Annotated in this window: 11 protein-coding genes and 2 tRNA genes; 11 read left to right on the top strand and 2 right to left on the bottom strand. The window is 44.1% G+C overall.

Going from position 1 to position 12,976, the window contains the following annotated elements; genetic code table 11:
• Positions 1–8: 8 nt before the first annotated feature.
• Positions 9–1,277 (top strand): glycosyltransferase, encoded by a 1,269-nt coding sequence (locus DWY79_RS01080; protein ID WP_005865850.1) that lies wholly within the window; start codon positions 9–11, stop codon positions 1,275–1,277.
• Positions 1,278–1,312: 35 nt separating this feature from the next.
• Positions 1,313–2,605, top strand: a complete 1,293-nt coding sequence (locus tag DWY79_RS01075) for a glycoside hydrolase family 57 protein (protein WP_005861616.1) — start codon at positions 1,313–1,315, stop codon at positions 2,603–2,605.
• Between the two features lie 136 nt (positions 2,606–2,741).
• Here DWY79_RS01075 and DWY79_RS01070 read toward each other — a convergent pair whose 3' ends face one another.
• Both DWY79_RS01070 and DWY79_RS01065 read right to left on the bottom strand, forming a co-directional pair.
• A complete protein-coding gene (locus DWY79_RS01070) occupies positions 2,742–4,118 on the bottom strand; it encodes a DUF4270 domain-containing protein (protein WP_005865853.1) in 1,377 nt (458 codons plus the stop codon).
• Between the two features lie 11 nt (positions 4,119–4,129).
• Positions 4,130–4,954: a glycogen/starch synthase gene (locus tag DWY79_RS01065; RefSeq protein WP_005865855.1), complete on the bottom strand. Its 825-nt coding sequence runs from the start codon at positions 4,952–4,954 to the stop codon at positions 4,130–4,132.
• 100 nt (positions 4,955–5,054) lie between these two features.
• Here DWY79_RS01065 and panC point away from each other — a divergent pair, with 100 nt between their 5' ends.
• The 9 genes from panC (at position 5,055) to DWY79_RS01020 (ending at position 12,947) form a co-directional block, all read left to right on the top strand.
• Positions 5,055–5,894, top strand: coding sequence for a pantoate--beta-alanine ligase (panC, locus tag DWY79_RS01060; protein WP_122368710.1), 840 nt, complete (start codon positions 5,055–5,057; stop codon positions 5,892–5,894).
• A 13-nt stretch (positions 5,895–5,907) separates the two neighbouring features.
• Positions 5,908–6,258, top strand: a complete 351-nt coding sequence (panD, locus tag DWY79_RS01055; protein ID WP_005861624.1) for an aspartate 1-decarboxylase — start codon at positions 5,908–5,910, stop codon at positions 6,256–6,258.
• 98 nt (positions 6,259–6,356) lie between these two features.
• Positions 6,357–7,679, top strand: a complete 1,323-nt coding sequence (locus DWY79_RS01050; RefSeq protein ID WP_057327083.1) for an MATE family efflux transporter — start codon at positions 6,357–6,359, stop codon at positions 7,677–7,679.
• A gap of 143 nt (positions 7,680–7,822) precedes the next feature.
• Positions 7,823–8,260 (top strand): Fur family transcriptional regulator, encoded by a 438-nt coding sequence (locus DWY79_RS01045; protein WP_005865860.1) that lies wholly within the window; start codon positions 7,823–7,825, stop codon positions 8,258–8,260.
• An 80-nt stretch (positions 8,261–8,340) separates the two neighbouring features.
• Positions 8,341–10,251, top strand: coding sequence for a heavy metal translocating P-type ATPase (locus tag DWY79_RS01040; RefSeq protein WP_057327079.1), 1,911 nt, complete (start codon positions 8,341–8,343; stop codon positions 10,249–10,251).
• Between the two features lie 101 nt (positions 10,252–10,352).
• Positions 10,353–11,690 carry a signal recognition particle protein gene (gene ffh, locus DWY79_RS01035; RefSeq protein ID WP_005861632.1) on the top strand — a complete coding sequence of 446 codons (1,338 nt, stop codon included), beginning with the start codon at positions 10,353–10,355 and terminating at the stop codon, positions 11,688–11,690.
• A gap of 22 nt (positions 11,691–11,712) precedes the next feature.
• Positions 11,713–12,609 carry a bifunctional methylenetetrahydrofolate dehydrogenase/methenyltetrahydrofolate cyclohydrolase FolD gene (gene folD / locus DWY79_RS01030; RefSeq protein WP_005865864.1) on the top strand — a complete coding sequence of 299 codons (897 nt, stop codon included), beginning with the start codon at positions 11,713–11,715 and terminating at the stop codon, positions 12,607–12,609.
• Positions 12,610–12,707: 98 nt separating this feature from the next.
• Positions 12,708–12,781, top strand: a tRNA-His gene (locus DWY79_RS01025).
• Positions 12,782–12,873: 92 nt separating this feature from the next.
• Positions 12,874–12,947, top strand: a tRNA-His gene (locus DWY79_RS01020).
• Positions 12,948–12,976 lie beyond the last annotated feature (29 nt).

Here is a 12,976-nt window from a genome sequence, read left to right as displayed (position 1 = left end):
GTACCATTATGAAAGCATTAATGTTTGGATGGGAATTTCCTCCTCATATCTTGGGCGGTTTAGGAACGGCCAGTTTCGGTTTGACACGAGGCATGGCAATGCAGCCCGATATGGATATTACTTTTTGTATACCGAAGCCCTGGGGCGATGAAGACCAGAGCTTTCTAAAGATAGTGGGTGTCAACCAAGTTCCGATTGTTTGGAAGGATGTTGACCGTGAATATGTGCAGCAACGGGTTTCCAAAGCGGGAATGAACGCTGACCAGTATTATAAGTACAGGGATCATATTTATGCGGATTTCAGTTATCGTCATGTGACTGATTTAGGGTGCCTTGAGTTTTCCGGACGTTATCCGGATAATCTTCTGGAAGAGATCAATAACTATTCGATCGTTGCGGGAGTAATCGCTCGTACGGAAGAGTATGATATCATCCATGCGCACGACTGGTTAACTTATCCGGCGGGTATTCACGCTAAAAATGTGAGTGGTAAGCCTTTGGTCATCCATGTTCATGCTACGGATTACGATCGTAGTCGCGGTAATGTGAATCCGGATGTCTATGCGATTGAGAAGAATGGTATGGACAATGCAGACCATATCATAACGGTGAGTAATTTGACTCGTCAGACGGTGATTGAGAAATATCATCAAGATCCCTCTAAGGTAACGACCGTACATAACGCCGTAGAGCCTTTAAGTCCTGAGATTTTAGCGATCCCAGATAAAAAGGGTGTAAAGGATAAGGTTATTACATTCTTAGGTCGTATCACGATGCAGAAAGGGCCGGAATATTTCGTTGAGGCTGCCGCAAAGGTTTTGGCTAAGGCTCCTTATGCACGTTTCGTGATGGCTGGTAGTGGTGATATGATGGATCAAATGATTCGTTTGGCTGCGGCACGTAATATTTCAGATCGTTTCCACTTTACTGGATTTATGAAGGGTAAGCAGGTCTATGAGGTGTTGAAAGCCAGTGATGTATATGTGATGCCTTCGGTTTCCGAGCCTTTTGGTATCTCTCCGTTGGAAGCCATGCAATGTGGTGTACCCTCTATCATTTCTAAACAATCCGGTTGCGCCGAGATCTTGGATTATGCGATTAAGGTGGATTATTGGGATATTGAGGCGTTAGCGGATGCCATGTATTCTATTATTACTTATCCTGCCATGCATGAGTTCTTGAAAGTGGAAGGTAAGAAAGAGGTGGATAATATCAAATGGGAGTATGCCGGACAAAAGGTTCGTCGTATTTACGACAATGTGATAGGTAACAAATAAATTAACGACAAGACAAAAATAAAACAAACAATATTATGAAAACGATCTGCTTTTATTTTCAAATACATCAGCCGTTCCGTTTAAAAAGATATCGCTTCTTCGATATAGGTAACGACCATTACTATTACGATGATTTCCAGAATGAGGAGATTATCCATCGTATAGCTGAACAATGTTACTTGCCGGCTAACCGGACTATTTTGGAGATGATTAAGACCAGTGGTGGTAAGTTTAAGGTAGCGTTCTCTATTTCCGGCGTAGCGTTGGAGCAGATGGAGATTTATACTCCGGAAGTGATCGATAGCTTTAAGGAATTGGCGGCTACGGGGAATGTGGAATTCTTGTCTGAGACTTATGCTCATTCTCTTTCTTCCTTGGGAGATCCGGAGGAGTTCAAGCATCAAGTAAAGAAACAAGAAGATAAGATCAAGACTTTATTCGGGGTTAAACCGAAAGTGTTCCGTAATACGGAGTTGATTTACTCGGATGATATTTCCGCTATGGTTTCTGAGATGGGCTATAAGGGGATGTTGACGGAGGGTGCTAAGCATATCTTAGGTTGGAAGAGTCCGAACTATATGTATTCTTCTTGCGTAGCTCCGAAGTTGAGTTTATTATTGAAGAATGACCGTTTCAGCGAGGATTTATCGAACCGTTTCAGTGATTATAGTTGGAATGAGTATCCTTTGACAGCCGATAAGTATATGTCATGGATCGCTGCTACTCCGGATTCAGAGCAAATCATTAATTTGTTTATGAATTATGAGGTGCTGGGATCTTTGCATCCAGCTTCAACCGGTATTTTTGAGTTCTTCAAGGCTTTGCCTCGCTTTGCCGCAGATAAGGGTATTAGTTTCTCTACTCCATCGGAAGTATTTACATTGATCAAGCCGGTAGATTCTATCTCCGTTCCTTATCCGATCTCTTGGGTAGATGAGGAGAGAGATTGTAGTTCTTGGTTAGGAAATGTATTGCAGCAGGAAGCATTCCGTAAGATTAACGAGATCGGTGAGCGTGTTCGTTTGTCTCAGACTCGTCGTATCCGTCAGGACTGGTACTATCTGCAGAGCAGTGACCATTTCTATTATATGAGTACAAAGCATATGGGACAGGGAGGCTTTAGCCCTTACGATAATCCGTATGACGCATTTAATAACTATATGAATGTTCTTTCCGATTTCATTGTTCGTGTGAATGCGGAATTCCCGGAAAACATAGAGAATGAGGAATTGAATTCATTGCTTTCTACGATTAAGAATCAAGGAGAGGAGATCGAGAGTCTACAGAAAGAATTAGATAAATTAAAAAAGAAGGCGGCGAAGAAATAAGTCGTTAATTGATTTGACTAGACTATTTTTGGAGAGTGACGGGTCCTTTAGGGGGCCCGTTATTTTTTGCTTTGGAACAGTGCATAAAAAAAGCGAGATGTTCTTCTTCTCGCTTTTTTTGTATGAATACTTTTTATTATCTGGCATATTTACATGAAGTGATACCGATTTTCATTACTTCTTCATCTTTCCGTATTTTTACTCCTGAAGGGGCCAAATAGTTCGTGATTGCGGTTGTGATTGTTTGTACGCTACCATAATTGTTACTTTGGGTATAAGTCCAATCAACCGGTATGATAAGTAACGCCATATCTTTATCCGGATCTTTCTCTATCTGATATTTCAATAAATTGGCGAGATTCGGGAAAGAGTAAGTGCGAGTCGTCTCATTGTAAGCTTCCGATAAAAACGAGGTTACATTATTGTTTATCTGGTTGCCCTCAAAGAAACTTTTTACCGAATCCTCTGGCAATATTAATAGATAAGGAGGAGGAGCCAATGCATATTGCCAATCTTCTTGCGGCATCGCTTTTAACTCGAGTGGTAAATTATTCACGATACGCTCTTTCATGATCGGAGTGATTTCCTTTGTCGGAAGAACAATGCGTGTACAAACGCCGGCAGGAGTCTTAAAGAATGCATAGCTGTCGTTCGGTTGTAGCAATTGACTCATATCCGTATTTTTGAAACGACTTAGCTGAATAACCTCTTTAGTGACGGAGAAAGCTTCCCACGTGGTTATTAAAGAGTCTTTTCCTGCTGTGCTTTTAACCGCATAATTATAATATATCTTAAGGACAGAGCTAGCCACGGACAATATATTACCACTACCGAAGGTAGTTGTTACATAAAGCCCCGGGAAAAACTCATTGAAAGTTTCTTGATTCTTGAATGTACCCGGATTATTAATCGTTTCATCATAAAATTTTTGTCCGAACTCAGTAGGCATTTTAATGCTTACATGAGGGCTGTAACCATCAGAGTTTCTAAGGGAGTCGGATATACTTGTGTTATAAGCTGTATAAGCTTGAGCACCCATTGACTCTTGCATATTGCAATATTGCTTAGGGTCAATATTTGTATAAAAATTCTTTTGTAATGGACTTGTAATTTTAAAGATCTCCGCACGCATAGGCGCCAAGGAGTCTCCTACCCATACACCGTTTTTATTGGAACCATTATAATATATATTGAATTCCACCGAATCAATTTTTCCCTCATAAGGTGTATGCGCAAATTGAAAATCACTCGGACAATAGAATTGGCACATATAATCCGATACAAGGTTACCATACAGCGGATCGTAGAGTTCACCCAACTGGGCGCTAGTAGACCTTGCGTAAATAGAATCTAATTGCACCGTAGTGGCTTGTATCTGGAACGTGTCCATATATACCGCAATTGTATCGTCGCCTGGCTGAATACTTGTTCCTATCGAACTAAAATCATCATTACACCCGGCCAAAATGCTAGCACCAAGGCCAAGTCCAAGTATTAAAAGCTTGATTTTCATTACTACATTTATTATTTCGTGTTAGAATCCAATACCACGTCGTAGAACTTATTGAACTCGTCCATATAAGTTTCCGGTGACTGATAGGGAAGGAAAGGAGTATCTTTCTTGGCAGAGATATAATCAAGGACTTCTTGATTGATCGTCTCGCTACCTTGGATTACACCATCAGCGAAATCAATCGCTAATTTGGTTAAGGCCACAAAACTTGTATCTGCCTTGATTAACTTCAAGTCAGCTTCTTTGGCTCCGTCCGCCTTCAGTTTTGTCGCGAAATCTTTGTTTAGCGGGTTCTTGAAGTCATCGTTGTAGATCGAATAAACGATTTTCGCGTTACGCAGGCACGGGTCATCGGCATACATTCTCTTGATGTAAAGAGCCGTTAACGCTGACATCCAGCCATGGCAATGGATTACATCAGGAATCCAACGCAATTTTTTTACGGTTTCCAATACTCCGCGTACATAGAAGATCGAACGATCGTCATTATCTTCATACTCATTTCCATTCTCATCGCTGACCGTGGATTTCCGTTGGAAGAAATCCTCGTTGTCAATAAAGTAAACCTGCATCCGGGCCGATTGAATGGATGCTACCTTAATGATCAGAGGATGGTCCGTGTCGTCAATAATAAGATTCATACCAGACAGACGGATAACCTCGTGCAACTGATTGCGGCGCTCGTTGATATTTCCGAATTTTGGCATGAATGTCCTGATTTCGCGACCACGCTCCTGAATTCCTTGCGGCAAATTTCTACATATTGTCGCGATCTCGGATTCGGGAAGGTAGGGAGTGATTTCTTGGGCTATAAACAAGATTTTTTTTGCATCCATTCTGTAAACTAGTTTTATAAAGACGCTACAAAGATACGAAAAATCTTTTATTTACGGTAATTATTTAGTTGCTTTGCACCGTCAATTAAGCATCTATCTGATGAAAATAGTAAATAGTATTAAAGATTTGAAGGCTTATCTTGCTGAGGCAAAGCAGGATAATAAGAAAATTGGCTTTGTTCCTACCATGGGAGCACTGCATAATGGACATCTTAGCTTGGTACAACATTGCGTGAAAAACAATGATGTATGTGTAGTCAGTGTTTTTGTAAATCCAACCCAATTTAATGACAAACACGACTTGGAAACGTATCCCCGTACGTTGGAGGCTGATTGTGTGTTATTAGAATCTGCCGGCTGTGACTATGTATTCGCTCCCTCTGTAGAAGAGATGTATCCGGAGCCAGATACCCGTACGTTTGATTTGGGAACGGTATCTGAGGTAATGGAAGGCGCTAAGCGTCCGGGGCATTTTAACGGTGTAGCGCAGGTGGTAAGTAAATTGTTCTATATCGTGGAGCCGGATAACGCTTATTTCGGAGAAAAGGACTTCCAGCAGATCGCTGTGATCCGGGCGATGGTGAGACAATTGAATATCCCTGTAACGATCAATGCTTGTCCGATCGTTCGTGAAGGCGATGGCTTGGCCTTGAGTAGCCGGAATACCCGTTTGACACCGGAACAACGTCAAAAAGCTCCGTTAATTGCTCGTACGTTAAAAGAAAGTACTACCTTTGTGCCCGGAAAAAGCGTAGAAGAAGTGATTGACTATGTTGTCAATACGATTAATAGCGATCCTGTCATGGAAGTTGAGTACTACGAGATCGTAGATGGCAATACGTTAGAGTCTATCAAGAACTGGTCGGATACCGATTATCCGGTAGGTTGCATCACGGTATATTGCGGAGAGGTACGTTTGATCGACAATATCAAATACTAATTATAAGTCATACATGTTTATAGAGGTAGTAAAGTCAAAAATTCACCGGGTAACGGTAACGGAAGCTAACTTAAACTATATCGGTAGCATCACTATCGACGAGGATTTGTTGGACGCCGCTAATTTGATCGCGAACGAGAAGGTCTCGATCGTGAATAATAATAACGGAGAACGTTTTGAGACGTATATTATCAAGGGCGAACGTGGCTCGGGAGTGGTTTGCTTGAACGGAGCGGCTGCCCGTAAGGCTCAACCCGGAGATATTATTATCGTTATGTCGTATGCCATGATGGATTTCGAGGAGGCGAAAACATTCAAGCCTTCCGTGGTATTTCCCGATACGGCGACAAATAAGTTGATATAGCAGACGCTAGGCTTTGTAGAGATCTCTAATCATAAGAAAAGCTCGTCGGGATGCGGCGGGCTTTTTTTATCTTCATAAATTTAAGTAATGAGCGAGTTATGTACACGAACAGGAATATATGGAATGTTAGCTACCCGATCTTTTTGAGCTTGTTGGCGCAAAACGTGATAAACGTGACTGATACGGCTTTTCTAGGTAGGGTTGGTGAAGTCGAGTTGGGGGCTTCCGCTATGGGAGGACTTTATTATATCTGCGCTTTTACGATCGCCTTCGGTTTTAGTACGGGATCTCAAATCGTGATTGGCCGTAGAAACGGAGAGGGACGTTATGACCAGATAGGGCCTGTCATGATACAAGGCGTTTTCTTCCTATTGTCGCTGGCTGCTATATTGTTCTTGTTTTCTCGTTTTTTCGCGGGAGATGTGATGCGTGTATTGATTTCTTCGGACGCTATCTTGAATGCCACGGAGGAATTTTTGGATTGGCGTGTGTTTGGCTTCTTCTTCTCTTTCGTGAACGTGATGTTCCGGGCTCTTTTTATTGGTATTACCCGTACAAAGGTGTTGACATTGAACGCTGTCTTGATGGCAATGACGAATGTCTTACTGGATTATCTTTTGATTTTCGGACATGCCGGATTCCCAAAGATGGGCATTCAAGGGGCGGCTATCGCTTCCGTCATAGCCGAGGCGGTATCGATTCTCTTTTTCGTGGTTTACACGAGACTTACCGTAGATATACGTAAATATGCGCTTAACCAGATTCGTTCTTTCGATTTTGGCTTGTTGAAACGGGTGCTGGATATTTCCGTGTTCACGATGCTGCAATATTTCTTGTCTATCGCTACTTGGTTTATGTTCTTTATCGCTGTGGAGCATTTGGGGCAACGGGAGTTGGCGGTGGCGAATATCGTACGTAGTATTTACGTCGTGATGTTGATTCCCGTTAATTCCTTAGCGACCACGACAAACACGTTCGTGAGTAATAGTATCGGGGCGGGAGCGATCAATCAAGTTATGCCGACTATCAGGAAGATCTGTAAGTTATCGTTGGGCATTATGGTCGTGTTTGCCGCTATTGTCAGTTTGATGCCGGGATGGGTCGTGTCTGTTTATACGAATGACGCTTCATTAGTGGCGGCCTCGGTTCCATCCGTTTACGTGATTGTCGGTTCTTTATTGATCGGATCGGTAGCTAATGTGGCGTTCAACGGGGTGTCGGGTACGGGAAATACACGTTCTGCGCTTTTTATGGAAGCGGCGGTATTGATTCTGTATGTGCTTTTTGTATATGTCGCGGGGATGCGTTTGCGTTTGCCGGTAGCCGTATGCTTCTTGACAGAGGCTATTTACTATAGTGGATTGCTCGTCGCTAGCGTAATCTATTTAAAGAAAGCCTCTTGGCAAAATAAGAGAATATAAGTATATGAGGGGAAAAAAACACGTACGTCTTTTTTCGAAAACACGTACGTGAATTCTGAAAAACATGTACGTGTTTTTTTGAACTGTGAATATTGGGAAATTGTTCGTATTTTTGTATTGTAATCAAATAAGAAAGGTAACTCATGTCCACGAAGCAATGTGAAGATATGTTGGTAGGAAAAGGAGTACGGCCTACTGCCGCACGGATCCTTGTCTTGCAAAAATTATCAGAACGAACCAGCCCGGCTTCCCTGTTCGAATTGGAGGCGGAGTTGGAGACGTTGGATAAATCGACCATTTCCCGTTCATTGGCCTTGTTATTGGAACATCATGCGATCCATTCTTTCGAAGATGGTAGTGGCTCTATAAAATATGAGATATGCCAGAGCCGTTCGGAGACATGCCCAGTGGGTGATAGGCATATTCATTTTTTCTGCGAGGTATGCCGTAAAACCTCTTGTTTAAATAATATCAAGATCCCGGTCGCTCAATTGCCGGAAGGATATATAATGGATACCATTAATTATACGGTAAAGGGTGTTTGCCCATTGTGTAATAAGCGACGTTTTCAGAAACCCTGATAATTTGCAATCAAGTTGCAACTCCCTTCTCTTACCTTTGTACCGTAATCAAGAAGTAAATAATTAAAATAGATAAGATTATGAGTACAACATGTGGATGCGAACATTGCCATTCGCACGGAAGTTCCGGTTTATGGATGCCGACGGTTTCTTTCGTTTTGTTGGTGATAGGACTTATCGGGAAGTACTCGGGGATAAGTTGGTTTGCTGAGTCTTGGATAGAGGCCATTTGGTTTCTGGTCGCTTTTTTGCCGGTAGGACTTCCTGTTATGCGAGAAGCTTGGGAAGCGGCTTTGCGGAAAGACTTTTTTAGTGAGTTCTCGTTAATGGCGATCGCCTCGATCGGGGCGTTTTGTATTGGGGAGTATCCCGAGGCCGTAGCCGTGATGCTTTTCTATACGGTAGGAGAGAGGTTGCAACTTCTAGCCGTGAATAAAGCCTCGAAGAATATCAGTGACTTATTAGATGTCCGGCCGGAACGAACGGATGTATGGCGGACGGGTACATATATGAATGTATCTCCGAAGGATGTGAAAGTAGGCGAGCGGATCGAGGTGAAGCCCGGCGGACGTGTGCCTTTGGATGGCGTTTTATTGGAAGCCGAGGCACAGTTCGATACCTCGGCATTAACCGGGGAAAGTATGCCTCGTTCTATCCGTGAGGGTGAGGAGGTGCTTGCCGGAATGATCGTGCAGGGGCAGGCGGTACGTATACAAGTGAATCGGCCGTACGAGCAAAGTGCCTTGGCCCGTATTTTGGCTTTGGTGAAAGATGCCTCGGAGCGGAAAGCGCCGGCGGAATTGTTTATTCGGCGTTTCGCACGGATTTATACCCCAATCGTGATTCTTCTGTCGTTTCTAATCGTGTCGGTTCCTGCTTTGGTAGGGATGGTGACGCCTTCTTTCCTGTATGTTTTCTCGGATTGGTTATATAGGGGATTGGTTTTCTTGGTTATTTCTTGTCCTTGTGCCTTGGTTATAAGTGTTCCGCTCGGGTATTTCGGTGGTATAGGCGCCGCTTCTCGTGCCGGGATATTATTTAAGGGCGGTAATTATTTAGATGCGATCACACGGGTAAATACGGTAGCGTTCGATAAGACCGGTACATTGACTACCGGGCGTTTTGAGGTCACAACGGTGGAAAGCACGGAGATCCCGGTTTCTGATCTTTTGAGTATTTTGTTATCAGTAGAGCGGAAAAGTACCCATCCGGTAGCGCAGGCTGTAGTTCGCTATGCGGAAAAACAAGATAGCGTGCCGATGGAAATCACTGACATGCGGGAATTGGCAGGGCATGGTGTCGAGGCTATCGTGAACGGTCGGCAGGTGCTTGTCGGTAACATTCGTTTATTGGCCGAACGTGATATTCCTGTCCCGAAGGAATTATCCGATAGTGTTTCTACCGTGGTGGTTTGTGCGATCGATGGGAAATATGCGGGGCATCTTCTCCTTTCGGATACCTTGAAGAAGGATGCCGTGGATGCGATTCGTCGGTTAAAGGATCTGGATGTTAAAGATATTTGCTTGTTGTCCGGGGATAAGCAAGAGATCGTGAATCAATTCGCTGAGCGTTTGGGTGTCGATAAAGCGTATGGTAATCTGCTGCCGGAGGATAAAGCCGCTTATATAGAGCGATTAACGGCGGAGCCGGATAAGTCGGTTGCCTTTGTGGGCGATGGGATGAACGATGCGCCGGTACTGGCTTTAAGTGATGTCGGTATTGCGATGGGTGGATTGGGATCGGATGCGGCCATCGAGAGCGCGGACGTGGTTATCCAAACGGACCAGCCCTCTAAAGTAGCGGAAGCTATTTCTATCGGACGTGCTACCCGGAATATCGTCCGTCAGAATATCGTGGGATCTATTGGCGTGAAGGTGATAGTCCTTGTGGCGGGAGCCTTCGGTTTTGCCACGCTTTGGGAAGCTGTTTTCGCGGATGTAGGCGTATCTTTGCTGGCGGTTCTTAATTCGATCCGTATACTAAAACGTTGAGAAGTGAAGAATTTCGAGATCGCTTTCATCGCATACTCATCTCTTTTTCGTACCTTTGCCCCTTAATCCAGTAGAAAATAATATAAATACACATACGAATTATGTTTGAGAACTTAAGCGAAAGGTTAGACAGATCGTTTAAACTGTTGAAGGGCGAAGGCAAGATTACCGAGATCAATGTGGCGGAAACATTGAAGGATGTGCGTAAAGCGTTGTTGGATGCCGACGTCAATTATAAGGTTGCCAAGAGTTTTACGGATACGGTAAAAGAGAAGGCTTTAGGACAGAACGTGCTTACATCGGTTAAGCCTAGTCAGTTGATGGTTAAGATTGTTCACGATGAGTTGGCCAGCTTGATGGGAGGTACGGCAGTCGACGTGAATTTGCAGGGAAATCCCGCCATTATATTGATGTCCGGTTTGCAAGGTTCGGGTAAGACTACTTTCACTGGTAAACTAGCGTCTTTATTAAAGACCAAGAAAAATAAGAAACCATTATTAGCCGCTTGCGACGTGTATCGTCCGGCAGCTATCGAGCAGTTGCGTGTAGTCGGAGAGCAGGTAGGTGTTCCGGTATACATGGAATTGGAGAATAAGAATCCGGTGGAGATCGCTATGAACGCTATCCGCGAGGCACGGGCTAAAGGCAATGACGTCGTGATCGTGGATACCGCCGGTCGTTTGGCTATCGATGAGCAGATGATGAACGAGATCGCCGCTATCAAGAGCGCTATCCAGCCGGATGAGACCTTGTTCGTGGTAGATGCCATGACGGGTCAGGATGCCGTGAATACCGCGAGGGAATTTAATGAGCGGCTGAACTTCGACGGCGTCGTACTTACGAAGTTGGATGGTGATACCCGTGGTGGTGCCGCTTTGTCGATCCGTACGGTTGTTGATAAGCCGATTAAGTTTGTCGGTACGGGCGAGAAGATGGATGCCTTGGATATTTTCCACCCAGAACGTATGGCGGATCGAATCTTAGGCATGGGTGATATCGTGTCTTTGGTGGAACGTGCGCAAGAGCAATATGACGAGGAAGAAGCGAAACGTTTGCAGAAGAAGATCGCTAAGAACCAGTTCGATTTTAACGACTTTATCTCCCAGATCCAACAGATCAAGAAGATGGGTAACTTGAAAGAGTTGGCATCCATGATCCCGGGTGTAGGAAAGGCATTGAAAGATGTGGATATCGATGATAACGCGTTCAAGAGTATCGAGGCTATCATTTATTCGATGACTCCGGATGAGCGCAGCAACCCGGCTATCTTGAATGGCTCACGCCGTCAGCGTATCGCTAAAGGTAGCGGTACGAGCATCCAGGAGGTGAACAAGCTGATCAAGCAATTTGATGAGACCCGTAAGATGATGCGTATGCTTACTTCCGCGAAGTCGGGTAAGATGAAGCTACCTTCGATGAAGCCTTCGTTCAGACGTTAATTAACAGGAGACAATCAATAATATGGAAGAACAACATTATCAATTGCTGGATGGTAAGGCCGTTTCCGCTCAGATGAAGAAGGAGATGGCTGAGGAGGTAGCCCAGATCAAGGCTGCCGGAGGTAAGATCCCTCACTTGGCTGCTATTTTGGTGGGCCATGACGGTGGTAGCGAGACTTATGTGGCTAGTAAAGTCAAGACTTGTCAGGAGATTGGTTTTAAGTCTACCTTAATTCGCTTTGAGGAGGATGTTACGGAGGAAGAATTGCTTCGTAAGGTCGATGAGTTAAATAATGATCCGGATGTGGATGGCTTTATCGTACAGCTTCCGCTTCCGAAACATATATCCGAGCAGAAGGTGATTGAGGCGATCGATTATCGTAAAGACGTGGACGGTTTCCATCCGATTAACGTGGGACGTATGTCTATCGGTTTGCCTTGTTTCGTATCGGCTACGCCTGCCGGTATCTTGGAATTATTGAAGCGTTATCATATCGAGACGCAAGGAAAGCATTGCGTGGTTTTGGGACGCAGCAATATTGTCGGCAAGCCGATGGCTACCTTGATGATGCAGAAATCTTATCCGGGCGATTGTACGGTGACCGTATGCCATAGCCGTTCTAAGAACTTGAAGGAGATGTGCTTGTCTGCTGATATTATTATCGTGGCTTTAGGTGTTCCTGAATTCTTGAAAGGGGATATGGTGAAGGAAGGCGCCGTGATCGTTGACGTGGGAACAACCCGTATGCCAAGCAGCGTAACCAAGAGCGGATTTAAGTTAACGGGAGATGTCTTGTTTAACGAGGTCGCTCCTAAATGTTCCTATATCACTCCGGTTCCGGGTGGCGTAGGGCCTATGACAATCATTTCTTTGATGCGTAACACATTGTTAGCGGGAAAGAAAGCGATCTATAAGTAAGTGGATGGATAAAAAAGTTCGCAAAAGGTTTGTGTAATCAGAATTTATACCTATCTTTGCGCCGTCTTAAAGGGAGAATCCTTTGAAAGGCGGATATGGTGAGAGTAGCTCAGTTGGTTAGAGCATCGGATTGTGGTTCCGAGGGTCGTGGGTTCGAGCCCCATCTTTCACCCATTGTGGTTTTTTAGATAAAAATCTTGTTATGAATAAAACAAGGTTTTATGAACCAAGGCGTCTGTGAAGAATGAAAGGTTTTTTTATATGGTGAGAGTAGCTCAGTTGGTTAGAGCATCGGATTGTGGTTCCGAGGGTCGTGGGTTCGAGCCCCATCTTTCACCCTAGAATGAGAAAAGGATATGTCTATTAG

The sequence above is a fragment of the Parabacteroides sp. AF27-14 genome (assembly GCF_003635425.1).
Taxonomy (GTDB): Bacteria; Bacteroidota; Bacteroidia; order Bacteroidales; family Tannerellaceae; genus Parabacteroides; species Parabacteroides distasonis.
This window is presented reverse-complemented; position numbering and strand designations above follow the sequence as displayed.

Bases quoted from the DNA above. Each gene is read 5' to 3' on its own strand.
- DWY79_RS01080 (WP_005865850.1), top strand. From the start codon at position 9: ATGAAAGCATTAATGTTTGGATGGGAATTTCCTCCTCATATCTTGGGC.
- DWY79_RS01075 (WP_005861616.1), top strand. From the start codon at position 1,313: ATGAAAACGATCTGCTTTTATTTTCAAATACATCAGCCGTTCCGTTTA.
- DWY79_RS01070 (WP_005865853.1), bottom strand. From the start codon at position 4,118: ATGAAAATCAAGCTTTTAATACTTGGACTTGGCCTTGGTGCTAGCATT.
- DWY79_RS01065 (WP_005865855.1), bottom strand. From the start codon at position 4,954: ATGGATGCAAAAAAAATCTTGTTTATAGCCCAAGAAATCACTCCCTAC.
- panC (WP_122368710.1), top strand. From the start codon at position 5,055: ATGAAAATAGTAAATAGTATTAAAGATTTGAAGGCTTATCTTGCTGAG.
- panD (WP_005861624.1), top strand. From the start codon at position 5,908: ATGTTTATAGAGGTAGTAAAGTCAAAAATTCACCGGGTAACGGTAACG.
- DWY79_RS01050 (WP_057327083.1), top strand. From the start codon at position 6,357: ATGTACACGAACAGGAATATATGGAATGTTAGCTACCCGATCTTTTTG.
- DWY79_RS01045 (WP_005865860.1), top strand. From the start codon at position 7,823: ATGTCCACGAAGCAATGTGAAGATATGTTGGTAGGAAAAGGAGTACGG.
- DWY79_RS01040 (WP_057327079.1), top strand. From the start codon at position 8,341: ATGAGTACAACATGTGGATGCGAACATTGCCATTCGCACGGAAGTTCC.
- ffh (WP_005861632.1), top strand. From the start codon at position 10,353: ATGTTTGAGAACTTAAGCGAAAGGTTAGACAGATCGTTTAAACTGTTG.
- folD (WP_005865864.1), top strand. From the start codon at position 11,713: ATGGAAGAACAACATTATCAATTGCTGGATGGTAAGGCCGTTTCCGCT.